The following is a 22,696-nucleotide window of genomic DNA, read 5'->3' as shown; positions in this document are numbered from 1 at the left end:
GTCGCTTCTCATAACCCGCCCCACCGTTCCCACGCGGTGACCTCGGCGGCGGGCATCCTGCGCGGCGCCGCCTTCGACGGACCCGGCCGCAGGTGCGCGACCGGAACCAGCGCGACCTGGGCGACCTCCTCGAACGGAATCCCGAGCAGGTCGGCCACTTCGCGCTCGTAGGCCAGGTGAGCGGTCGTCATGGTGCCGCCGAGCCCGCGCTCGTGCAGGGCGAGCAGGAAGCTCCAGACAGCCGGATAGACGGAGCCGTAGTAGCTCGCCAGGTGCAGGGCCGAACCGGTCGCGGGCGGGCGGCCGAGCGAACAGACCAGCACCAGCGCGGGCACCTCGTGCATACGCTCGGCCAGATACCGGCCGGAGGCGAGATCTCCGAGCTGATCGGGTCGCGGTGTGCGAGCGGACAGGTACGCCGCGAAACCCTTGCGGTAGTACTCCGCGATCTGCTGCCGGGCGCGCTGGTCCTGCACGACCAGGAAGCGCCACGGCTGTCGGTTGGTGCCGCTTGGCGCGTGCACGGCGGTGTCGAGGCAGCCGAGCAGCTCCGCGCGGTCGACGGGGCGGGTGAGATCCAGCCGTCTGCGGAACGCGCGGGTCGTCCGAAGCAGCTCGGCGGCGGTCATCGGGTCGGCGGTCATCGGGATTCGGCGATGGTCTCGGAATCCAAAGCGTCCACGTCGAATTCGAGATCCAGGCGCGCCGCGACAGCGCCCGCCTGGTGGATCTCGCAGTGCACGACGGTGGTGTCGAGTCCGGGTTCGGTGATCTCGGCGACGCACTCGGCGGGCAGATCCAGTTCCACGAACCGGTCGAAGGTGCTTGCCACGCAGACCAATCGGGGCAGATCGCGCAGGACCATGCTCAGCGCGGTCTGTCTGCACGCCTCGATCAGCAGGCTGCCCGGCACGTGGTCGAGCTGGTGATCGAACAGGAAAGGGTGGGACAGGTCGGGGACCAGTGCGGCACGGGCGACGCGACCGTCCGTGTCCGGCGGCGCGATCACGACGTTGCGCCAGTTCTCCCGGCCGACCGCCGCCGCGTCGGCGCGCTCGCCGAGGGCCGACGCACCGTGGAAAGCGCCGAGTCCCAGACTTTTCCGGAACTGATCGCGCAACCCGGTCCACTGCCGCGGCGTGGTCCAGGAGAAGGACCCGTCGACGGTGAGCATCGCCTCGCCGCCGGAGAAGATCTCCAGCACCATGTCCAGGCCATGGAGCGTCTCACCGCGGCGGTGCCTGCGCGGAACCCGCACGTGCATCACGAGATCGGCGGGGGCGATACCGGTCTCCCACGCCGGGGTGTCCGAGCCGGTGCCGTTGAACGTTCGCACGATGAACGCCATATTCTCCGGCACACCGTAGAACTCGTGGGTGACCGAGATCGCCGCCTGCCGCGCGGCCTCCATCACCAGCAGCGGATCGTGGCGCAGGCTTAGCGATCCGGCGTGGTCACCGTAATAGGCGTGCATGCGCGGCAGCTGGGCGCCGACCAGGAACGCGTCGGGCCCGAGGGTGTCCAGCGAGGTGACGAACACCTCCGAGACCGCGCAGCGGTGCGCCAACTGCCTGGGAATGGTGCGGTTGTGCGTGGCGGTCTTCTCGACTGCCGCGTGTGTTGTCACGATCGGCCCTCCAACCATTCTCGCGCGGCCACCGGCGGCAGCGTCTGCGACCGCGTACCGACCCGCATCGGAAGCACATAAGACCCGAGCACCAAGACCGACCAGGGATCCAGCTCCGCGTCCGCGGCCCACGCCGAGTACAGCAGCCGCGCGCCGTCCGCGTCCTCCCCCGCGTCGATTCCGGCGCGGCGCAGATCGGCCAGAACGGTGCGCAGCGCGTCGTCCCGGTCGAAGCTGCGGGCCGGGACCCGCGCGTACAGGTCGGCCGCCAACGCGCTGACCGCCGCCGTGCGATCCAGTCCGGCCGTCACCTGCGCGAGCAGGTCGGCGCGGGTGTCTTCGTCGAAGTAGATGGCCAGTTCGCGCAGCACGTCGGCCGGGTCGTCGGGCGAGTGCACCAGGTTCAGCAAGAAGTTGTGCCTGCCGAGCACGTAGCGCAGTTCGCCCGGGTTGCGCTTGCGCGGGTCGGTGGCGCCCTTGGCCTCGGTGAGGCGGATCGGCACCGGCAGCGCGTCGTCGGCGCCGTGCACGATGAGCACCAGCACATCGGAGATGTCGACGAGCAGGTCGGCGAGGCGCCTTCGTTCCGGCGAGGCGATGTTCCACGCGAAGTACCACAGCGCGCGCACCAGGTGCCGGTTCACTCGCATCCGGTGCGCGGCTACCACGCGAAATCCCCTGGCGGGCAACCATTGCAGTGTCGGCTCGACGGCGCGCGCCACGATCGCGTCCGGCTTCAGCAGCAGCAGCGAATGCTGCCTGGCGAAGGCGACGGGATCGATGCCGAGCCGCTCGAGCTGGTCGACGGCCTCCTGCACGTAGGTGTCGTCCGCGTAGGCATCGATCTTCGCGGCGGCGGGTGTCAGGCGGTCCAGCAGCGCGTGCAGCGACGCGCCACTCTGTTCCGCTGGCGTCGCCGTCATCGGATCGCCCCGTCGAAACCGTTGGCGGCCAGGACTTCAGCGATCGAGGGCAGCGGAACGCCGAGGTAGCCGGATTCCAGGCAGTAGTCCAGCAGCAGGCGCAGGTAGTCCTTGCCGGTGGGCGGCGACGGGCGGCCGAGCAGTATCTCGGCGCGCGTGGTGTCGAAGTCGAGGCGGCGCTCGAAATAGCTGGTGTAGAGCGCGCCGATCCGGCGGTAGTACTCGCGCTCGACCGGATCCAGATCCGACTCGGCGAAGGTGGATTTCGGAACGAAGGTCGCCACCTCGAACGACGGATACTCGGCGAGCACGTCGGACACCTCGCGCAGCGAGAGCGCGTCCCGGCCGAGCGCGTGCAGCGTGCGGAAGTCCGCCGAGTCGAAATCCAAGACAGCCGCGGCGATCACATCGGCCACGTGGTCGACCGGGGCCAGCGCGAGGGTGGCGTCGTAGCGGCCGGGCAGGGTCCGCAACTTGCCCTCGACCATCAACTTCACGACGGTGTACAGGTTCTTGTACTCGCGAATCTCACCGGTGGCCGCGTGGCCGGTGACGATGCCGGGCCGCACGATGGCCCACCGCAATCCACGCTCGCCCGCCGCGTGCACGAGCTGTTCGGCGCGGAACTTACTGCGCTCGTAGCGGTTTCCGAACGACTGACCAGCATCGAGTTCGTCTTCGCCGATCGTGCCGCCGCGCATGCCGCACACATAAGCGGTGCTGACGTGCACCAGCGGCACATCCCACGCCAGCGCGAGCGCGATCGCGTGCTCGGTGCCGCGCACGTTGAGTTCGACGTAGTCGGCGTCGGCGGCGTCGAATGCGGTGGTGGCGGCGCAGTGCACGATCACGCCGACCCGCTCGGCGAGATCTTCGCTGTCGCGCGCCGAGAGGCCGAATCCGGGGCGGCGGATATCCCCGGCCACGGGCGTGCCCGCCTCCAGCACCGTGCCGTCGTTGCGCACGATGTCGGCGTTGCTGTGCAGCACCGCGGCGACGGGTCTGCTCGCCGCGGACAACCGAGCGACCACTTCCGCGCCGACCAGTCCGGTCGCCCCGGTGACCAGCACGGTCTCGCGCTCACACATGATCGCTCCCCCGCATGCCATTGCCGACCAGCGCGATCACCTCGCCGACCCGGCGGATCCCGACCAGGTCCTCCGGCCGTTGCCTCGGTAGCTCGAATGCCCGCTCGAGCGCCACGGTCAGCTCCATCAGACGCAGCGAGTCGAAGCCCAGATCCTCCACGAGGCGGTGCTCGTCGGCCAGGTCGGCAGGCGGATCCGGCGCCATGGCCTGGACGAGGCGCCGCACCCGGGCGGCGAGGGTGGTGTCGGCGGCGGCGGTCATGACGGTTCGCTTTCCCGGAGATGGGGCTGGTGGCCACCGGTGGTGAGCAGGTCGCGGGCTTCGTCCAGCGGCAGGTCGGTGTCGAGATAAGCGGCGAGGCGCAGCCAGTCGTAGCCGATCGCCAGGGTGCGCCGCCACTGCTCACGCGAGTCGAACGAGGCGGGGAAGACGAGCGCCGCGTCGGCGCCGCCCGCTACGGTGCGCACCAAGGCGACGAAGTCGTCGAGGACCGCGAGTCCGGCGAGGGTGTCGCCGCCGCGGCCGAGCGGTTCCGAGAACCGCACCCCGCGTGCGGCGTCCAGCTGCGCGAGCACCTCCGCGCGCCGCCACGCGCCGGGCGGCAGCAGTCGCGCGACCGTGGCGGACGGCGCCACGTCGGCGGGCAGCGGGTGGATACCGAAGGCGGACAGCAATACTCGCACCGCCATGGCGATCAACCGGTGCGCGGCGATGTCGGCGACGCCGCCTTGACCGTTCTTCACCGCGCCCGCCAGATCTTCCCTGGCGTTCTCCAGCACGATGTTCGACCAGACCAGGTGCAGCGCGCACTCAGTGAAGCGACGCGCGGGCAGCGGCGCGAGGGTCGCGATCGCGTCGTCGCGAGCCGCGCCGGCCAGACCGAGCGCGGGACTGCACGCGCTCGGCACCGGCGTGTAGGGCGCGACGGGCTTGCACATGGCGAGCGCGGGTTCGATCGGGCCAGCATCCCGCCACTGCAAGCCGACGAGTCCGAGGCGCACGAATTCCGCCAGCTCCGTGGCGATGTCGCGCGGAGCTCGGGCGAGCACGTCTCGCACGGAGTGCTTGAAGACCACCGATCGCCAGGCGCGGGCGGCGGTGTCCGAGAGCGCGAAGACGTCGCGATCGTCGCGCACCACGTGGATGCGGCCGCCGATGGTCCAGGTCGTCACGGCCGGGCGGCGGGCGAACAGGATGCGGTGTGGGTCGTCAGTCGTGTCCTCGATGCCGAGATCGGCGACGAGTCGCCAGAGTTGTCGCCAGGTGGTGTCTTCGGCCAAGCGGCGGGCCTGGGTATCCGGGAGGAAGGCGGAGGCGTCGAGGCGCGAAGGTGTCGGTGATGATCCGGATGTTCTGTCGGACAACGGTTCCAGGACCGCCAACGGCTTCCCGCGACGGTGTCCATTGGTCGTCGGCTCGGTCGAGGCGTCGCCGTCGAACCCCTGCGGGCTTTCGAATGTCCACGCTGCGGGATCGCTCAGCTCGCGGTAACGGTCGATGACGTCGTGGCCGCCGATCCGATCGAGTTGGCGCGGCAGCCATTTGGTCTCGAGGTAGGTCTCGCCACGGCGGGCCGCCCACGCCTTCACGGCTTGCAGCAGTCCGTCGCGGGCCCACTCGCTCGCCTCGTCGGCGGCACCCAGCGCGCGCAGCGCCACCGCGTAGCGCAGCGCCTGGACCGCGCGAGCCGTCCACCACTCTGCCATCAGGGTTCGGAAGTCGTCGTGCGGGAGCAGAGCGCGCAAGCCGTCGATATCCACCGCGCCAGGCCGGACCACAGTGGCGCGCAGGAAGCGCTGGCAGCGGTTGAGCAGGTCCTCGTCCAGCTCGGCGGCAACGCCTCGCGCCGCCCGCTCGAGCTGGCAGCGCAGCTGGGCCACCGAGCGGGTGCGGACCTCCACCCGACGGCCGTCGATGAACAGGACCGTCGGGAGGGTCGGGAGTTCTTCGGCGCCGGGGACGACGGCAAGGAAGTCTACGTCGGAACCTTCGTTACCGAAGCCCTCGGCCAGTGAGCCTTCGAACAGGACCGCCGAATCAGAATGGAGCACAACGGTTTCCAGTGACACTTCGAGGAGTCTGCGCACACGCTCGATCGGCAGAGCGGGCACCGGCGTATCCGGCACCGGTCGATCGTTCTCGGCGCGGGGTGACGCCGTCGATCGCGAACCGTCCAACGCCATCGGACGCGAGCCGTCCAACGCCATCGGACGGGAGCCCTGACCGTCCCCCGCGGATCGGCCTTCTTCGGCCGCAGCGGATCCCGACACCGTGTTTCGCGGCCCACCCGAGGCCAGCGCGTCGCCCTCCGAGCCAAGGCCGACGCGGGACGGCTCCGAGACCGGGTCGACCGAGTGAACCGTTTCCCGGCGGTCCGCGCCCACCGCAGGCGGGGCGCCTGGGGATCGGCCGTCCGCGCCTGGGGATCGGCCTTCTTCGGCGGCAACGGGTTTCGGCTCCGTGTTTCGCGGGACGCCCAGCGCGACCGCGTCGCCGACGGAAACCACCCCGTCGGCACTCGAAACCACCGGGCCATCGCCCGAGGAGATCACGTCACCGGAGCCTCGGCCATCGCGCGCGGGCATCGCGACAGGGCCGCCCATGTCCACCGGTCTCCGGCGGTCCGCTGCTGCGGCGGGCCGGAACTCGGCACCTCCGAGAGCCTGTCCGCCCGTCTCCGTCGTGCGCGAACCGGCGGTCAGCGCGGTTGTTCCGTCCGCCTCGTGCACCTGCACCCCGACGAGTCCGCCGTCCCGGAACAGCTGCCACAGATGGCGGCGGCGCGGCTTGCCGCTGGACGTACGGCGGATGGTGCCGCGCGGGCCGGTGACGATGGCGATCGCGGCCGCGGGACCCAGTTCACCGCGTATCACCTTGCGCGCCTGCGCTATCCACGCGCCGGGCGGTGCTTCGGCGAACAGCGCGATGCCCGGCGCGCCTACGTCGGTGAGTGCGACGGCGGCCAATTTGCCTTTGGTCAGGCCGGTCTCACCGGCCACCCGGGATTCGACGTCTTCCATGTACACCGAGCGGCCGCGCACCTTGAGGCTGGAGCCCATTCTGCCGAGCACGAAAACCTCGTCGTGGTACAGGAATCCAGCGTCTCCCGTGTAGAGCTCGCCGTCCACGATTCGGGTCGCGCCGCCGTCGTCGGCACCGGTGTAACCCATGGCGACGGAGTCGCCGACGACCACCAGTTCGCCGAGCACACCGTCGGGCAGCTCGCGCCCATCTTCGTCGACCACGCGGACGGTCGATTCCGGCGTCGAGTAGCCGAGTCCGGTGATCCAGCCCGCGCCGTCGACGCGGTGGGTGTCGTCCAGCCGCGCCTCGGCCAGCACTCCGACCGGATGACCGAAGCGCAGGTTCGGCGTGTCCAGGCGCAGCGCGGTGATCGGCCGCCGCCGGGCCGAGGACGTCACCATCAGCGTGGCCTCGGCCAAGCCGTAGGCCAGCGTGTAGGCGTCCATCGAGAAGCCGCGCGGTCCGGTGAGCTCGGCGAACGCCTGAAGGTCGGCGACCTCCACCGGCTCGGAGCCAACGGCGAGGGTGCGCCAGCCGGACAGATCCAGATCGGCGATCTCCTCCGGTCGGACCCGGTGCGCCACATAGCCCAGCGCGAACGAGGGCGACGGCGAGTGCTGGGCCGAGGCCATCGCGCGCAGCCAGCGCGCCGGGTCGCGGACGAACTGGTCCGGCCGCATCAGGTAGAGATCGCCCTGGTTCGTGACGGTCGTCAGGAACGCGCCGACCAGGCCCATGTCGTGATAGAGCGGCAACCACGACACCATGGCCTCGCCGGGGCGCCAATCGATGAGTCCGGAGATCATGGCGATGTTGTTGGCCAGGTTGCGCCAGCTGACCCGCACACCCCGTGGCGTCCCCGTCGAGCCGGAGGTGAATTGCAGCAGTGCGCAATCCGCGGGCGCGCCGAGTTCGCGCTCGGCGGGTGGCTGCGGTATGTCGGCGCCGATGACCAGCGGCTCGTCGCGCCGCCCTGCCGCCACCGCCGCCCGGCGTACCAGATCCTCGAATTCCGGTGCGGTGACCACCAGCCGCGGCGCGGCGGCGGTCAGGATCGCGGCGATATGCGCGACGATCTGGTCGAGGTCGCCGAACATCGGCGGCGCGATGGGGGTGAACACCCCGCCGCAGGCCCACACCGCGTAGAACGCCGCGGTGCAGGCGAATCCGGTGGGCATGACGACGCACGCGCCCGCACCGTCGGTGAGTCCGTGCTCGCGCATCAGCGCGGCGATGGACCAGGACTGCTCGGCCAGTTCCCGATAGCTGCGGAACTCCCAGCCGTCGACCTCGGCGGCCAGGTGAATGCCGGTCTCCCGCGCCGGGCGCAGGAGCCAATCTCGCACGGCCGCAACGTCTTTGTCAGGTGCCATCGCGGTCAACTCCTTCGGACAGCACAGTAACCGTTCCGGCCGTTCCGTCCACCCGAATTCGCATACTGGTCCGTATTTTCTTCGTGACGTCCTTGACCTGAACGACCGTCGGCACGCCGAGCTCGCGGGCCACGATCGCCACGTGCGTGAGCGGGCTACCGCGTTCGATCACCAGCGCGGAAGCCGAGGGCAGCGCCGCGACCCACCCCGGGTCGGTGCGGTAGGCCACTAGGATGCCGCCCGCGACATCGTTCGGCTCGCTCACGACCACCGCCTCGCCCTCCACGATCCCCGCCGCCGACGGTGTACCGCCGAGCACGGTGCCGACGGTCGCCGCGGGCGTCTCGCCGACCGGCACCCAGCCCTGCGCGGCCAGTTCCGCGCGCCCGAACGTCCCGCCCCGGGTGACGAACCGGGCGGGCGCGACCAGATCGGCGTCGGCGGCGCGCTGCGCCTTGCGCGCGGCGACCAGCGCGCGCAGCGGCTCGGTGTCGGCGCCCTCGTAGCAGCCGCGCAGTTCGTCAACGGTCAGATAGAACACGTCGGCGAATTCGTCGAGCACGCCGCGCTGAACGAGGTCCCGGCCCATCGCCCGGATCATCCGCTTCACCATGCCGAAGGCCCTGGTGCGGCAGAACCGCAGGCGCTCGCGGTGCGCGGCGCACCGAGATACCTTGGCGCGCAGACGTTCGTAGACGCGACGGCGCGGGCCGCGCAGGTGGGCGTCGAGGTAGGCCTCGGCCTCGTCGCGCCGGTCGGATGGCGCTTCCTGCTCGTGCACCCGCCCGAGCGCGCTGCGCAGCATGATGAACAGACCCGACGGGTCCTCGCGCAGGTCCGGCGTCTCCAGCTTCAGTTCGTCCAGGCTGCGATAGCCGTAGCTGTCCAGGTAGGCGTCGACCTCGGCGCGGAACTTCGGATGGTCGGCGAGGGCGTCGTACAGCCGGTCCGGCGCGGTCGCGTGCACCAGCGCCGTCAGCTCCGCATCCGCCCGCACGGTCTTGGCGAGCGCGGTCATCGCCCGGGCGGGCTCGGCCGATTCGACGTCGGCGCCGGGACCGACGACCGCGTACAGGAACCACTCCGGCGCGTTCGGCAGCAGCGCCTTGGTCAATGCGTAGAGCAGGCCGGTGCAGGTCAGCAGGATCGCGTCGAGCACCATCAGCGGGCCCCAGCGTTCGACGAGATCGCGATCGACCGTGCGGTAGGCGGCATAGGCCTGTTCGCCGGAGAGCGACGTGTAGTCGAGTCCGTCGTACTCGTCGTAGACGCGGTAGAAGTCGGCGAGGAAATCCTCGACCATCGCGTCGATGCCGAACAGCCGCCGCAGGTAGGTGGCCGTGGTCACCGCGCGGGACCGCAGCCGGGCCAGGGGGTTGCGGAAGGTGAAGGGCCGCAATGTCTTCGCGATGTCGTCGGGGAGCGGCTCGGCGACGCCGAGCGCGGCCTCCAGCACCCGGCGGTTGAGCGGATAGCCCGGCGCGATGCCCACCATCCGGTACCAGTGCAGCAGGTTGTAGTACACGCGGCCGTGAAACCAGCCGAGCAGCACCGGAGTCCACGCGTCGGTCTGACGCAGCTGGGCCGGTGGCACGCGCAGCGAGGCGGCGTAGCCGCGGTACACGCGACCATAGATGCCCACCGCGGTGGTGTACGTCAGCGGGGAGGTGATGCCGCTGAAACTCTCGATGATGTTGGAGTTGTCCCAGATTCGCAGTTCGCCGGGCGCGAGCGTCTCACCCGCCCCGCGCAACGACGCGTCCGCCGCCTCGGGCGGTGCGGGCTCGGTGGTGATCGGGCGAGACTGAAGTATCCACAGTCCCACGTCGTCCAGCGCCCACTCGATGTCTTGCGATGCGCCGCAGACGATTTCGATCTTGCGACCGAGATCGACCAGTTCGGCGATCTCGTCGTCGGCTAGCACGGCCCGTTCACGCAGCGCCGCCGCTACCTCGCCGACCTCGCAGCCCTGCGCCGCGGCGGGGTGGTAGCTGCTGTCCTTGTCGCCGACGATCGTGTCGAGCACGACGCCGGTCGCCTTGTCGACGGTGACGGTGTCCGCGTCCACCGCGCCCGACACCAGCCCCTCACCGAGCCCGTACACCGCGCTGATCACCAGTCGATCGGACGCACCGGTACGGGGATCGGCGGTGAACAGCACGCCGCTGGCCCGCGCGGCTATCAGCCGTTGCAGCACAACGCCCGGCGCGCCGCCGACCGGGCGCGACCGCGCGAAGGCGTACCGTATCGACCGCTCGGAGAACGCCGAGGCCCAGCAGTCCCGCACGCGGTCGGTGACCGCCGCGACGCCGTTGACGTTGAGGAAGGAGTCGAACTGTCCCGCGTAGGAGTGCTCGGCGCCGTCCTCCACGACCGTCGAGGAGCGCACGGCGATCGGACCGCCGCCGATCCGTTCGTAACCGTCGGCGACGAGTTCTCGCAGGTCAGCGGGCAACGGAGCGGCTTCGATAGCGGCGCGCAGGTCGGCGGCAAGCGCCAGCGCCCGGTCCGGATCGTCCGCCATAGCCAACGCGGAAACTCGCTCGGCCAACCCGTGTTCGGCGAGGAAGCGCTCGAACGCGTCGGTGCCGAGCGCGACCCACTCGGGAACACGGAAGCCTCCGTTGTGCACGACGTGCAGGCCGCGCGCCTTGCCGCCCGCCAGCGCGGCGATCGTCGCCGGTTGGTCCCACGTCCCGAGTACCTGCACGGCATCTCTCCCATCGCCCCTGATCGACGCGTCGGAGCCGGGCACTCCAGGCCCGCGTACAGCCGCGCGAGAACCAAGGGTTCGTCTGGGTATATCCGAGTTGTCGGCGCGGCGTTAGCCCCTGATCCAGTGGTACCAGTTCTCGAACAGTTCGTCGCGCGGCCAGGGTCACCGATATGCTGCGGGCAGTTCGGTGGGTTCGGTGAGGAGTGATTCGGCGTGGGTTGGACGTTCACCCCGGACGAGTTCGCCCACGTCTGGCGGGAAACTCAGGTGGATCGCCACCCCTATCCGCTGCGCATCCTGGAGACGCCGCGCACCGAGGCCGAGGCCGAGGCGCTGCGCGCCCAGCTGACTCAGCGCCTGCCGCTCGGCGCGGACCCGGACCTGTCCGCCTGCCTGCGGATTCTCGCCGAACCGCACACCAGGATCGTCGCCATCGGCGGCGCGCACATCCCGAACAGCGAGCTGCGGCTACTGGCCTGCGCGGTGTACGACCGCGCGGTGCTCGCCATTCAGGAACCCGGCACCCGCCCCGATTTCGGCGGACGGGTGCGCATCTCGATCGGACACGCGAGCAAGCTGGGCAGCCGCATCGCCACGCTGCTGCCGAAGACACCCGCCGGACGCGAACCGGCCCGCGCCGCGAGCGCCGCCGCGGTCCGCGACACCGAGACCGTCGTCGCCACCCAGCCCGCCGCGAACCCCATCCGCAGGCTGCTGCTCAAACCGCACACCGCCGAGGGACATCTACGCATCGAAGCTCGGCTCGATCGGGACGAACCCGTCCCACCGATCCACTACACCTGGATCGATGTGCAGGGCGACGGGCGGTACCTGATCAAAGCGGGCGAGACCGTGCACATCGTGCCCGCATCGCCCGAACAGATCGCCGCCCAGCTCCAGAAACGCATTCCGGCACAGGCGAGGTGAGCGCCATGCGCGGGTTTTGGGCGGACTCCGTCCGGCTGTAACCATTAGGCTGAAGCCAACCGACCGATCCCCGGGGGGTGCGCATGACGATCGAGAGCAGCCGAGCCGAAATAGCGCGGTTCAAGCAGGAAGCGCAGGCAGGCACCGTCAAGTTCGATCCGGACGCCGCGCGGCGGTGCGCCGAGATCTACGAGAACCAGGCCGACCGGCTGATCTACCTGCAGCAGCGCCTCGAATCCGCAGCCGAGTTACACGGATTCGGCGGTTTCGTCTCCGCGCAGCAACTGCAGGCCGGATTCGGGCACAAGGCGCGCGACGCCGCGGCGCTGCTCGATCACTACATCGAGGCCGCCTACCGCATGAAGGAAGCGTTCCTGATCAGCGCCGGACTCTACGAAGAAGCCGACGCCGCCAACGCGGCCGCGCTGCGCGCGGTGGAAACGAGGCTGCCCCGATGACCGGCACCGACCCCACCTACATCAACTCGATGGAGCACTTCGAGTCGATGCCGCACGAGGAGATCTACGCCAAGACCCAGCAGATCGACGCCGGGGAGATCCTGCGCGCCTCGGTCACCTGGCTCGAGGTCGCCGCCGCGCTGGCCACCTCCATGCCGCTGACCCGCGGCAGCGCGGACCGCGTCATGAACGGCATGGAATGGGAAGGCGCGGCGGCGAACGCCGCTTACGCGAGCACGCGCAGCTTCGCCGCGTCCATCGACGAACTCAGCGCCGTCATGGGCCAGGTCGGCGCGCGCCTCGGTGGGGTCGCGGCGGCGGCCGAAGCGGTCAAACTGGCCGTGGTGCCGCCCGGCAGCTCCGGTCCGATCGGCGCCATCGCCCAACTGCTCGAAGCGGCGAACGTCATCGACGCGCAGATGGCGCAGGAGGCGCTGCGGCAGGAAGCCGTGCTCGCGATGAACATGGTCTACAAGCCCGCCTATTCGATGGCGGGGAATGGCGTGCCCGCGCTGCCGGAACCGCCTGTGCTGTCGACGCTTTCGGACTCGGAGGCGATTCCGCAGTCGCCGAATGGGTCGTCGAAGTACGGGCCCGATGGGTCGAACGGGTCGACGGGAAATTCGCCGAACGCGCCGGAAAACGTTCCGCCGGGCGGGGATTCGCAGCCGGAGCCACCCACCGAGGCCACGCCGGAGCCGTCGCCGCCGGAATCCCACGCCCCCACCGCACCGACCCCGGACGCGACACCCGATGTGCCGCCGACCCCGGACGCGCCGCCGAGTCAGGAGACTCCTCCGCCCACGCAGGAGACCCCCGCGCCGCCGACACAGGAAACGCCTTCGCCGACCCCGGAGACCCCGGCGCCACCGACCTCGGACGCACCGCCTCCCACGGAGGAAGCTCCGACACCGCCGCCCACCCAGGAGGCACCGTCGCCCACCGAGGCGCCGCCGACGCAGGACGTCCCTCCGCCCACGCAGGAGACGCCCGCACCTACCCAAGAGTCGCCGGTGCCACCACCCACGCAAGAGACCCCGGCACCTCCGCCCACCCAAGAATCGCCGGTGCCACCACCGACCCAAGAAACCCCTGCACCCCCGCCCACCCAAGAAACCCCTACGCCCCCGCCGACCCAGGAGGCACCACCTCCCCCGCCGTCACCGGAACCGGCTCCGCCGCCCGGCGAACCCGGACCACTGCCCGACCCGGGCGGCCAGCCCGGCGTCACCGGTCCCATCCCGGAGGGGCAGAACCAAGGCTCCTCCCACACCGACCAACCGGGCGTGGTTCCCCAATCCGGCGCAACCAGCTAGCGCGCCGGATCCACACCACTCCCCAGTGATGGCGCGCACGAAACCCGCTCCATCCCAACATGACCACCGCTACCGAGGTCCCACACACCGCTTGCACGCCTCACAAAGCCGCTGCCTATGTGAGGAGTACGAACGGCGTGTGGCGCTGCATGCCTCGCCGGAAACTCAGACCTTCACCAAGTCGTCGGCGTGAATCACCGGGCGCTGCATGGTGTCCGGTAGTTCGGTGGTGGAGCGGCCGAGCATGGTGGAGAGTTCGGTGCTGTCGTATTCGACTACGCCGCGGGCGATCAGGCGGTGATCGGCGGCGAGGAGGTCGACCACGTCGCCACCGTAGAAGCGGCCGCGAACAGCGGTGATGCCCGCGGCGAGCAGGGAGCGGCGGCGGTGGGCGACGGCCTGCACGGCGCCGTCGTCGAGGACGAGCGCGCCGCGGCTGTCGGCGGCGTGGCGGACCCAGAACTTGCGGGCCGACAGGCGAACCGGGCGCGCGGCGAACGCGGTGCCGACGGTGCCGGAGGCGAGCGCGGTGGCGGCCTCCTCGGCGGCGGCGAGCAGCACGGGGACCCCCGCGTCGGCGGCCAGTCGTGCGGCCGAGAGCTTGGAGGCCATGCCGCCGGTGCCGAGCGCGCCGCCGCTGCCCGCGATGACGCCGTCGAGGTCGGCGCTGCTGCGGACCTCGGGGATGAAGTTGGCGGCGCCCTTGCGCGGGTCGCCGTCGTAGAGGCCCTCCACATCGGAGAGCAGGATCAGCGCGTCCGCCCCGACCAGGTGCGCGACGAGGGCCGCGAGCCGGTCGTTGTCGCCGAAGCGGATCTCCTCGGTGGCGACCGTGTCGTTCTCGTTCACCACCGCGACCGCGCCGAGCGAACGCAGGCGGTCCAGGGTGCGCTGGGCGTTGCGGTGGTGCTCACGACGGGAGAAGTCGTCGGCGCTGAGCAGCACCTGGCCGACGGTACGTCCGTAGCGGGCGAAGGAGGTGCCCCACGCGTGCGCCAGCGCCAGCTGGCCGACGCTCGCCGCCGCCTGCTTGGTCGCCAGATCCCGTGGGCGACTGGACAATCCGAGCGGCGCGAGACCCGCACCGATGGCGCCCGACGAGACGACGACCACGTCCGAACCGGCGCGCATGCGGGCCTCGACGGCGTCGGCGAGCCGATCCAGCCGCGTCGTGTCCAGACCGCCCTTCAGGCTGGTCAACGCCGACGAGCCGATCTTCACCACGACGCTGCGCGCCGCGGCGATCGCCTGCCGCGCGTCGCTGAGCCCGCCGGGCGACACCGCGTCCGCTAGCCCCGAATTCACCTGCGTCACAACAGAACTCCCTGTACCGCAACCGAATGTGCTGTCCGAAGGGCCGTCCGCCCGAACCCGCCGCCGAACGATCGAAACCGTTCGGACGATCGAAACCGTTCGGCGGCAACGGTTTGCACGATCAATCCTCGTCCTCGGTGACCAGACCGCGGCGCACCCGCGAGGCGTGCTTGCGCTCCGCGGCGCTGACGCGGTCGGTCTGCTCCAGGCGGATATCGGTGCCGCGCCCGGTCGGCACGTGGTCGACGCCCGCCGAGATCTGCGGCTCCCAGTCGAAGCTGACGTCGCCGATGGTGACCGGAGCGCCTGGTTCGGCGCCGAGCCGCACCAACTCGTCCTCGACACCGAGGCGGGCCAGCCGGTCGGCCAGGTAGCCGACGGCCTCGTCGTTGTCGAACTGGGTCTGGCGCACCCACCGCTCGGGGCGCGCGCCGCGCACGATGAAGCCGCCCGGCTCCTCCGGATCGGCGATCACGCTGAAGCCGGACTCGTCCACCGCGATCGGCCGGATCACCGGACGCTTCGGCGCCGCCTTCGGGTGCGCCTCGCGGTACTCGCGCACCAGGTCGGCGAGCGCGAAGGTCAAGGGGCGCAAGCCCGCTCGGCTCACCGCGGAGATCTCGAAGACCGGCCAGCCGCGCGCGGTGAACTCGGGCGTCACCATCTCCGCCAGCTCGGCGCCGTCGGGGACGTCGGTCTTGTTCAGGATCACCACACGCGGGCGGTCGGCCAGATCACCGAGACCGGCGTCGGCGGCGAGCGCGGGCTTGTACGCGGCAAGCTCGGCCTCGAGCGCGTCGACGTCGGAGACGGGATCGCGGCCCGGTTCGAGGGTCGCGCAGTCGACGACGTGCGCGAGCACCGCGCAGCGCTCCAGGTGGCGAAGGAAGTCCAGGCCGAGGCCGCGGCCCTCGCTGGCGCCGGGGATCAGGCCGGGCACGTCGGCGATGGTGAAGGTGGTGTCGCCACTGGCCACCACTCCGAGGTTGGGCACCAGCGTGGTGAACGGGTAGTCGGCGATCTTCGGCTTGGCCGCGGAGAGCACCGAGACCAGCGACGACTTGCCCGCCGACGGGAAGCCGACCAGGCCGACGTCGGCGACCGACTTGAGTTCCAGGACGAGATCGCGTTCCTCGCCCTCCTCGCCGAGCAGCGCGAAGCCGGGCGCCTTGCGCGCCTTCGAAGCCAGCGCCGCGTTGCCGAGTCCGCCGCGTCCGCCGCGCGCGGCGACATAGCGGTTGCCCACGCCGACCAGGTCGGCCAGGATCTCGCCGTCCTTGCCCAGCACGACGGTGCCGTCGGGCACCTTCAGCAGCAGGTCGCCGCCGGTCTTGCCGTCCCGGTTGCCGCCCTCGCCCGGCTTGCCGTTGCCCGCCTTGGCGTGCGGGTGGAAGTGGAAGTCGAGCAGCGTGTGCACGTTCGCGTCGACCTCGAGGATGACGTCGCCGCCGTTGCCGCCGTTGCCGCCGTCCGGTCCGCCGAGCGGCTTGAACTTCTCGCGGTGCACCGACGCGCACCCATGACCGCCCTTCCCGGCACGCACGTACAGCACGACACGGTCGATGAATTTCGACATGGTCGAATCATCCTCCTTCTGGGCTGGTCGTTCTTCGAGGGCTCGCGCTGATTCTTCGGCGGTCGCCGCCACGAGAACGCGAAAGCGGGCCAGGGTGACATACCCTGACCCGCTCGGCTTGTGTCTGGACGGCTAGGCGGTCAGGCCTGAACCGGCTCCGGGACGACGATGTTGACGGTCTTGCGGCCGCGCTTGGTGCCGAACTGGACCGCGCCCGCCTCGAGGGCGAACAGGGTGTCGTCACCACCGCGACCGACGTTCACGCCGGGGTGGAAGTGGGTGCCACGCTGACGCACCAGGATCTCGCCGGCCTTGACGGTCTGGCCGCCGAAGCGCTTGACGCCGAGTCGCTGGGCGTTGGAATCGCGTCCGTTCCGGGAGCTGGACGCGCCCTTCTTGTGTGCCATAGCTGAGTCTCCTCGGGATGTCTTACTTGATGCCGGTGACCTTCAGGACCGTCAGCGGCTGACGGTGACCCTGGCGCTTGTGGTAGCCGGTCTTGTTCTTGAACTTGTGGATGCGGATCTTGGGGCCCTTGGTCTGCTCGACCAGCTCCGCGGTCACCGAACGCTCGGCCAGCTTGGCCGCGTCGGTGGTCAGTTCGGCGCCGTCCACCACGAGGACGGGCGAGAGCTCGACGGCGGAACCCGGCGCACCCTCGATCTTTTCGACCTTCACCAGGTCACCGACCGCGACCTTGTACTGCTTTCCGCCGGTCTTGACGATCGCGTACGTTGCCATCGGTCGGCTTCCTCCACTCGATGTCTTCTCGTGCTTCACTCACGCCGCAAGTCGCGACGTGAATTCTCTTGGCTGGTGCTGCACGGGGCGCATACCTCGCTGCGTCAGCAGCTTCGGGCGCATCGCCAGGCAGCGACCGTCCAAGGCTACCAGACCCCAGGTCTACGACCCAATTCGCTGGTCGGCAGCCTCCCGGCAACCTACGCCACGCGCGGTTTCCACCGAGCGGACCGGCGCCGGAACGGTTTCGGCCGGTCGCCCCTCTCGGGTCCGACCGGCCGAATCGCCATGCTCTTCTCAGTTCGGCGTATCGACCGGCGGCGGGCCCGCGGGACGGCCGACGGCCCTGCGCCGCGGACGTGCGCGCTGCGGCAACTCGACCGGCTCCGGTTCCGAGTAGTCGACCGCGGGCGCGGTGTCCTGATCGCCACTCGACAGCACGAAGACCGCTCCGGCACTGTCTGCCGAAGGAGCGGCCGCCGAACGCGCCACGCGGCGACGGCGACCCGTCTGCGGGGGCGCCGGTTCACCGTTGGCAACCGACCTATCGGCGGTGGCGACAGCGGCTTCCGCGACGGCGGGCTCCTCCCGCACCGGCGGCACCGGCTCGGCCGCGGGCTGCTCGACCTCCGCCACCGAAACCGGACCGGTCTCGGCGGGGACCGTCGCCACCGGCTCGGCGACCGGCGCCTCGACCTCGGCGACCGGCTCGACCTCGGCGGCCTCCTCGGACACCGTCTCGACCTCGGCGGCTTCCTCGGCCAGCGTCTCTTGCGCGGCGGCCACGGCGTCGGCCACGTTCGCCGCCACCGCGTCGGCATCGGTCGCGACGACCTCCACCTCGGCGACCTCGGCCTGTTCCGGCTCGGTGTCCGTGGCGGTGTGCGCGGCCATGGCCAGCGCCACCGGATGCGCCCGCCGCACGGCGGCCTCTTCTTCGAGCGACTCGCTCGGCTGCGGCGTCCCGTTGGTTGCCGACACGGCGGCCGCGCTCTTGTCCTTGCCGCGGCGACGACGCGAACCGCTCTCGCGACGGGTCGAGGTGTCCTCGGCGGCCGACGGCTCCACCGGATAGGTGTGCACCAGGATGCCGCGACCGTGGCAGTGCTCGCAGGTGGTCGAGAACGCCTCGACCAGACCGGTGCCCAGCTTCTTGCGGGTCATCTGGACCAGGCCGAGCGAGGTGACCTCCGAAACCTGGTGCCTGGTGCGGTCCCGGCCGAGCGCCTCGGTCAGGCGGCGCAGCACCAGGTCGCGGTTGGACTCCAGCACCATGTCGATGAAGTCGACGACGATCATGCCGCCGATGTCGCGCAGCCGCATCTGGCGCACGATCTCCTCGGCCGCCTCCAGGTTGTTCCTGGTGACGGTCTCCTCCAGGTTGCTGTTGCCCGACCCGGTGAACTTGCCGGTGTTGACGTCGATGACGGTCATGGCCTCGGTGCGGTCGATCACCAGGGTGCCGCCGGAAGGCAGCCACACCTTGCGATCGAGCGCCTTGGCCAGCTGCTCGTCGATGCGGAAGGTCTCGAACACGTCCACGCCGTTGTTCTCGTGCCGGGAGACCCGGGCGAGCAGGTCCGGCGCGACGGTGCGGATGTAGTTCTCGACCGTGCTCCACGCCCGGTCGCCCTCGATGACCAGCCGCGAGAAGTCCTCGTTGAACAGGTCGCGGATGACCTTGACCAGGAGATCGGGTTCCTCGTACAGGGTCTTCGGCGCGCCGCCGTCCTTCTTGGCCTGCTCGTCGATGCTGCGCCAGGTGCTCTGCAGCCGCTCCACGTCGCGGGCCAGCTCGGCCTCGCTGACGCCCTCGGAGGCGGTGCGGATGATCACGCCCGCGTCGGCGGGCACGATGTCGCGCAGGATCTCCTTGAGCCGCTTGCGCTCGGTGTCGGGCAGCTTGCGGCTGATGCCGGTGGAGGTGCCGCCCGGCACGTACACCAGGAAGCGACCGGCCAGGCTGATCTGAGTCGTCAACCGGGCGCCCTTGTGGCCGACCGGATCCTTGGAGACCTGAACGAGCACCTGATCGCCCGGCTTGAGCGCCTGTTCGATCTTGCGCTCCTTGCCACCGAGCCCGGCGGCCTCCCAGTTCACCTCGCCCGCGTACAGCACGCCGTTGCGACCACGGCCGATGTCGACGAACGCCGCCTCCATGCTGGGCAGCACGTTCTGCACCTTGCCGAGGTACACGTTGCCGACCATGGACGCCTGGCCGGTGTTGGTGACGAAGTGCTCGACGAGGACGTTGTCCTCGAGCACCGCGACCTGGGTGGCGGTGGGGTGCTCGGAGAACGACTTCTCGCGCACCACCATCACCCGGTCGACCGCCTCGCGGCGGGCCAGGAACTCCGACTCGGTCAGGATCGGCGGGCGGCGGCGACCGGCCTCGCGACCGTCGCGGCGACGCTGACGCTTCGCCTCCAGGCGGGTGGAGCCGGTGATGCCCTGCACCTCGTCCGAGGCGGCGCGGTTGCGGCTCTTGTTACGCGGCTCGCGCTCGTGCACGACCGTGTTCGGCGGGTCGTCGTCGGCGGGCTCGGCGTCGCCGCCCTCACCGCCGACCTTCCTGCGGCGACGGCGACGGCGACGGCGGCTCGCGCCCTCCGGCACCGACTCGTCGGACTCGGTGTCGGCGTCGGCCTCGTCGGTCGGCTCGGCGGCTTCCGCGCCCTCGGCGCCGCCCTCGTCCTCGGCGTCGGTCTCGGCCTGCTCGCCCTCGTCGCCCTCGACGTCGGAGTCGGCGTGCTGTTCGCCACGGCCGCGGCCACGACCACGCCTGCCCCGTCGCCTGCGGCGCGGCTGCCCGTCACCCTCGCCCTGCTGCTCGGCGGTGTCCTGCTCGTCCTCGGTGGTGTCGGGTTCCTCCTCGACCACCTCGGGGGCCGCGGTCTCCTCGGCGCGTTTGGCCTCGCGTTCGGCGCGGCGACGCTTGCGCATATCCTCGGCGGCCGCCGCGTCGGGCGACAGGAACAGCGGCGCGGCGACGGACGGCGCCTCGAAGACCGGCGGCGCCTCGACTTGCGGCTCGCGCTGGGCGGCGTGAGTGAACAGCTCGGTGGGCTGTGCCGGCGTGCTCGCCGCGGTCGGGTGTCCGGTGTGTTGCTGATCCGGTGCGGAGAAGAGCAACCCGCTCGGCTGCCCGGCCGACTCCGGCTCGGCCGCGTCGGCCGCCTCGGGTGCTGGGGCCGGAGGTTCGGCTGCCGCGGCGGGCGTCGTCGTCTCGGGTTCGGTGGCGACGAGTGCGTCGCGTACCGATTCCGCGACCGCCCGGTCGACATTGGATTGCGCGCTGCGCGCGTCGGCGCCCAGCTCGGTGAGTTTGGCCAGGATGCGCTTGCTCGTCACTCCCAGCCGCTTGGCAAGCGCGTGAACTCGGATTCGCTCCGGCAATTGATCGGCATCCTGTGATGTTGTTTCCAGCGGCTCTTGATCGGCCACGAAGTCTCCTCGAGCCCCCGGGCGCGTCCCTCCCGGTACGGAGTGACGCGGCCAACGCGGGGGCGCTGTCCGTACACCTCACGCCGTCGACGCGAGGTCCTGTGGTCTCGCCCCGCGTGCCCGGTAGTCACCTGGTTCTTCGTCTTCGGGCTAACTGGTCACGCGGCGCCTGGCTGTTGGCTGAACTCCGCGGAAACGAGCGCTCATCCAGCGTGCCGACGCGAACTCCCACACCCTCAGCAACCGGGCGCGGCTGTCCGTGGCAGCGATGATCGGCATCGAACCGCGGTGTCATCCGGTCGGCATCGCCACCCACGATTCGCGTACCTGCGCGAACTGCCGGTGTCGTTGACGACCACTGCCAGTATCCCACACCGCGCGCCAGTGGTTCGCCATCGGCGCGTGACCGGCCCGATGCTCGGGGTTTGCCGCTTCGCTTCGACCCAGTGCGACAAGGGCCGATGCGGTGCGCGGGCCGTGCGGGCTTCGCCGCGCCGACGTGGTGCGGCGGCGCGGCGAGTACGCGGGGAAGCTCAGGCAGGGAACTCCGGGAACCAGAGTCCGATCTCGCGCTTGGCCGACTCCGGGGAGTCCGAGCCGTGCACGAGGTTGTACTGGGTCTCGAGGGCGAAATCGCCGCGGATGCTGCCCGGCACCGCCTTCTCCACGGGGTCGGTGCCGCCGGCGATCTGCCGGAACGCGGCGATGGCACGCGGGCCTTCCAGGACTGCGGCGACGACCGGGCCGGAAGTGATGAACTCGATCAAGGAGCCGAAGAACGGCTTCTCGGCGTGCTCGGCGTAGTGTTCCCCGGCCAGTTCCTCGGACACCTGCTTCAGCTCGAGGGCCGCGATCTTCAGGCCCTTGCGCTCGATACGGGCCAGCACCTCGCCGACCAGGCCACGGGCCACGCCGTCCGGCTTGATGAGTACCAACGTCTGCTCAGTCACGGCGCACAGCCTAATTGACTACTACTCCCGGTACCGAACCAGCGTCAGCCGCGATGCTCCCATCCCCGTTCGGTGCGCGTCAGCTCGACGAAACCGCAGTCCAGCAGCAGCGGCAGCGACTCGTCGCCGGGGTCGAGGTAATCGAGCAGACGGTCGATCCCGCCGAGCCGCAACCAGGGCGCGACCTGGCCGAACAGCCACCGGACTACCTCCGGCTCACCCTCTGTCCGACACACGTCTGCCCAGCCGCCGAGCCGCGAGATCCGCTCCGGCGGCGCCAGATCGGTGTCGATCTCGAGGTAACCGAGATCCGCGCCGCCGCGGGCGCAGCCGAGCGCAGCCAATCCTCCGGGCCGGTCGGGTCCCAGTTCGCGGCGACGAGCCACTCCAGTACTCCGGCATCGCGGTAACTGTCGGACACCTGCGAGCCCACGCCGTACCGCAGCAGATGCGCCGCGGCTACCACCGCACCGGCTTGTTCGGCGACCAGGGTGACCCGTTCGACGACCCACGGGTCGATGATCGTTTCGGTCGGACGCCGTTCCATCTGGCTCAACACGGTGTTGACGGAAAGGGATACGCCGGGGATGACGGCCGCGATGTGCGCGTTGACAAGCCTGGTCAGCTGGTCGCGATCGTCGCGGCGGAAGGAACGGATGACGAAATCGGGCATGACGAATCTCCGGTGTTCGGTCGAGAACGCTCGACGAGGGGATCCGCCAGGGGGACGGTACGGCGAAAACTATAGCAGCGCAGCCGGTTACGCCCGCCGGTTCATCCGCTGGCTGGGCAGCAGCCCCTGGTCCATGCGGCGCTTGACGTCGGAACGCAGGATCAGAATGAATGCCCAGACGGCCAAGAACAGCAAGCCGATGACGCCGATGGAGATGTGGATGAACGCGCCGAGAATCACCAGCACCTGAAGACCGAGGTTGAACGCGAGCGCCCACGGACGGCGCTGCAGACCGGCGCCGAGGATCATCAGCAGCGCGAGGACAACCAGATAGCTGCCGGAGAGCCAGCTGATCCCGCCGCCGACGTCGGCGACGACCGGCAGCGCGAGCAGCACCACGATGGACTCGAGGACCAGCGTGCCCGCCATGACGCCGCGCAGACCCTTCCACGGATCGGGCGCGGACGCCGCGGCCGGTTGTTCGGGCGCGGCCGCGTCCTTGTCGCGCTCGCTTGGCTCACTCATGCCGTGTTCACCGGCCCCTT

General features: G+C 70.5%; 19 protein-coding genes. 3 read left to right on the top strand and 16 right to left on the bottom strand.

Features of this window, described 5'->3' with window-relative positions; all coding sequences use genetic code 11:
* Positions 1-8: 8 nt before the first annotated feature.
* The 7 genes from AB0H49_RS15500 to AB0H49_RS15470 are packed head-to-tail and all read right to left on the bottom strand — an operon-like array spanning position 9 to position 10,746.
* The gene (locus AB0H49_RS15500; protein WP_357251694.1) at positions 9-644 is read right to left on the bottom strand and encodes a nitroreductase family protein; all 636 of its coding nucleotides are present in this window, start codon (positions 642-644) and stop codon (positions 9-11) included.
* Positions 641-1,627 carry a ScbA/BarX family gamma-butyrolactone biosynthesis protein gene (locus AB0H49_RS15495; RefSeq protein WP_355000832.1) on the bottom strand — a complete coding sequence of 329 codons (987 nt, stop codon included), beginning with the start codon at positions 1,625-1,627 and terminating at the stop codon, positions 641-643. The genes AB0H49_RS15500 and AB0H49_RS15495 overlap by 4 nt, the downstream gene beginning before the upstream one ends.
* Complete coding sequence (locus AB0H49_RS15490; protein ID WP_357251690.1) at positions 1,624-2,550, bottom strand: nucleoside-diphosphate kinase; 927 nt, start codon at positions 2,548-2,550, stop codon at positions 1,624-1,626. Before AB0H49_RS15490 ends, AB0H49_RS15495 begins: the two co-directional genes overlap by 4 nt.
* Positions 2,547-3,638 carry an SDR family oxidoreductase gene (locus tag AB0H49_RS15485; RefSeq protein ID WP_357251688.1) on the bottom strand — a complete coding sequence of 364 codons (1,092 nt, stop codon included), beginning with the start codon at positions 3,636-3,638 and terminating at the stop codon, positions 2,547-2,549. The genes AB0H49_RS15490 and AB0H49_RS15485 overlap by 4 nt, the downstream gene beginning before the upstream one ends.
* Positions 3,631-3,900 (bottom strand): acyl carrier protein, encoded by a 270-nt coding sequence (locus tag AB0H49_RS15480; RefSeq protein ID WP_355000835.1) that lies wholly within the window; start codon positions 3,898-3,900, stop codon positions 3,631-3,633. The genes AB0H49_RS15485 and AB0H49_RS15480 overlap by 8 nt, the downstream gene beginning before the upstream one ends.
* Positions 3,897-8,036, bottom strand: coding sequence for an AMP-binding protein (locus AB0H49_RS15475; RefSeq protein WP_357251685.1), 4,140 nt, complete (start codon positions 8,034-8,036; stop codon positions 3,897-3,899). Before AB0H49_RS15475 ends, AB0H49_RS15480 begins: the two co-directional genes overlap by 4 nt.
* Positions 8,026-10,746 (bottom strand): phosphoenolpyruvate synthase, encoded by a 2,721-nt coding sequence (locus AB0H49_RS15470; RefSeq protein WP_357251682.1) that lies wholly within the window; start codon positions 10,744-10,746, stop codon positions 8,026-8,028. The genes AB0H49_RS15475 and AB0H49_RS15470 overlap by 11 nt, the downstream gene beginning before the upstream one ends.
* A 219-nt stretch (positions 10,747-10,965) precedes the next feature.
* Here AB0H49_RS15470 and AB0H49_RS15465 point away from each other — a divergent pair, with 219 nt between their 5' ends.
* The 3 genes from AB0H49_RS15465 to AB0H49_RS15455 all read left to right on the top strand — a co-directional run bounded on the left by AB0H49_RS15465 (position 10,966) and on the right by AB0H49_RS15455 (position 13,453).
* Positions 10,966-11,679: an ESX secretion-associated protein EspG gene (locus AB0H49_RS15465; protein ID WP_355000838.1), complete on the top strand. Its 714-nt coding sequence runs from the start codon at positions 10,966-10,968 to the stop codon at positions 11,677-11,679.
* An 83-nt stretch (positions 11,680-11,762) separates the two neighbouring features.
* Positions 11,763-12,137, top strand: a complete 375-nt coding sequence (locus tag AB0H49_RS15460) for a hypothetical protein (RefSeq protein WP_355000839.1) — start codon at positions 11,763-11,765, stop codon at positions 12,135-12,137.
* Positions 12,134-13,453, top strand: a complete 1,320-nt coding sequence (locus tag AB0H49_RS15455; RefSeq protein WP_357251679.1) for a hypothetical protein — start codon at positions 12,134-12,136, stop codon at positions 13,451-13,453. Before AB0H49_RS15460 ends, AB0H49_RS15455 begins: the two co-directional genes overlap by 4 nt.
* Positions 13,454-13,618: 165 nt before the next feature.
* Here AB0H49_RS15455 and proB read toward each other — a convergent pair whose 3' ends face one another.
* The 9 genes from proB to AB0H49_RS15410 form a co-directional block, all read right to left on the bottom strand.
* Positions 13,619-14,758 carry a glutamate 5-kinase gene (proB, locus tag AB0H49_RS15450; RefSeq protein WP_355001154.1) on the bottom strand — a complete coding sequence of 380 codons (1,140 nt, stop codon included), beginning with the start codon at positions 14,756-14,758 and terminating at the stop codon, positions 13,619-13,621.
* Positions 14,759-14,888: 130 nt separating this feature from the next.
* Positions 14,889-16,343 (bottom strand): GTPase ObgE, encoded by a 1,455-nt coding sequence (obgE, locus tag AB0H49_RS15445; protein ID WP_355000841.1) that lies wholly within the window; start codon positions 16,341-16,343, stop codon positions 14,889-14,891.
* 140 nt (positions 16,344-16,483) lie between these two features.
* The gene (gene rpmA, locus AB0H49_RS15440) at positions 16,484-16,750 is read right to left on the bottom strand and encodes a 50S ribosomal protein L27 (RefSeq protein WP_068065451.1); all 267 of its coding nucleotides are present in this window, start codon (positions 16,748-16,750) and stop codon (positions 16,484-16,486) included.
* 22 nt (positions 16,751-16,772) lie between these two features.
* On the bottom strand, positions 16,773-17,084 hold the full coding sequence (gene rplU / locus AB0H49_RS15435; RefSeq protein WP_068065454.1) for a 50S ribosomal protein L21: 312 nt from the start codon (positions 17,082-17,084) through the stop codon (positions 16,773-16,775).
* Positions 17,085-17,381: 297 nt separating this feature from the next.
* Positions 17,382-20,528, bottom strand: a complete 3,147-nt coding sequence (locus AB0H49_RS15430; RefSeq protein WP_357251674.1) for a translation initiation factor IF-2 N-terminal domain-containing protein — start codon at positions 20,526-20,528, stop codon at positions 17,382-17,384.
* Positions 20,529-21,061: 533 nt separating this feature from the next.
* Positions 21,062-21,478, bottom strand: coding sequence for a nucleoside-diphosphate kinase (ndk, locus tag AB0H49_RS15425; RefSeq protein ID WP_355000843.1), 417 nt, complete (start codon positions 21,476-21,478; stop codon positions 21,062-21,064).
* 44 nt (positions 21,479-21,522) lie between these two features.
* Positions 21,523-21,714 (bottom strand): hypothetical protein, encoded by a 192-nt coding sequence (locus tag AB0H49_RS15420; protein ID WP_357251671.1) that lies wholly within the window; start codon positions 21,712-21,714, stop codon positions 21,523-21,525.
* Positions 21,684-22,151: a hypothetical protein gene (locus AB0H49_RS15415; protein ID WP_357251668.1), complete on the bottom strand. Its 468-nt coding sequence runs from the start codon at positions 22,149-22,151 to the stop codon at positions 21,684-21,686. Before AB0H49_RS15415 ends, AB0H49_RS15420 begins: the two co-directional genes overlap by 31 nt.
* Positions 22,152-22,238: 87 nt before the next feature.
* Positions 22,239-22,676 (bottom strand): DUF4233 domain-containing protein, encoded by a 438-nt coding sequence (locus AB0H49_RS15410; RefSeq protein ID WP_357251665.1) that lies wholly within the window; start codon positions 22,674-22,676, stop codon positions 22,239-22,241.
* Positions 22,677-22,696: the final 20 nt, after the last annotated feature.

The organism is Nocardia sp. NPDC050713 (assembly GCF_040654315.1).
Lineage (GTDB): Bacteria > Actinomycetota > Actinomycetes > Mycobacteriales > Mycobacteriaceae > Nocardia.
Note: the sequence above shows the minus strand (reverse complement) of the source record. Positions and strands in the feature narration are given on the sequence as shown.

What these genes read in the sequence shown, in the direction of transcription:
- AB0H49_RS15490 (WP_357251690.1), bottom strand. Translation starts at nt 2,550, where the DNA reads ATGACGGCGACGCCAGCGGAACAGAGTGGCGCGTCGCTGCACGCGCTG.
- AB0H49_RS15485 (WP_357251688.1), bottom strand. Translation starts at nt 3,638, where the DNA reads ATGTGTGAGCGCGAGACCGTGCTGGTCACCGGGGCGACCGGACTGGTC.
- AB0H49_RS15410 (WP_357251665.1), bottom strand. Translation starts at nt 22,676, where the DNA reads ATGAGTGAGCCAAGCGAGCGCGACAAGGACGCGGCCGCGCCCGAACAA.
- rplU (WP_068065454.1), bottom strand. Translation starts at nt 17,084, where the DNA reads ATGGCAACGTACGCGATCGTCAAGACCGGCGGAAAGCAGTACAAGGTC.
- AB0H49_RS15475 (WP_357251685.1), bottom strand. Translation starts at nt 8,036, where the DNA reads ATGGCACCTGACAAAGACGTTGCGGCCGTGCGAGATTGGCTCCTGCGC.
- AB0H49_RS15480 (WP_355000835.1), bottom strand. Translation starts at nt 3,900, where the DNA reads ATGACCGCCGCCGCCGACACCACCCTCGCCGCCCGGGTGCGGCGCCTC.
- rpmA (WP_068065451.1), bottom strand. Translation starts at nt 16,750, where the DNA reads ATGGCACACAAGAAGGGCGCGTCCAGCTCCCGGAACGGACGCGATTCC.
- AB0H49_RS15455 (WP_357251679.1), top strand. Translation starts at nt 12,134, where the DNA reads ATGACCGGCACCGACCCCACCTACATCAACTCGATGGAGCACTTCGAG.
- AB0H49_RS15500 (WP_357251694.1), bottom strand. Translation starts at nt 644, where the DNA reads ATGACCGCCGACCCGATGACCGCCGCCGAGCTGCTTCGGACGACCCGC.
- AB0H49_RS15460 (WP_355000839.1), top strand. Translation starts at nt 11,763, where the DNA reads ATGACGATCGAGAGCAGCCGAGCCGAAATAGCGCGGTTCAAGCAGGAA.
- AB0H49_RS15415 (WP_357251668.1), bottom strand. Translation starts at nt 22,151, where the DNA reads ATGCCCGATTTCGTCATCCGTTCCTTCCGCCGCGACGATCGCGACCAG.
- obgE (WP_355000841.1), bottom strand. Translation starts at nt 16,343, where the DNA reads ATGTCGAAATTCATCGACCGTGTCGTGCTGTACGTGCGTGCCGGGAAG.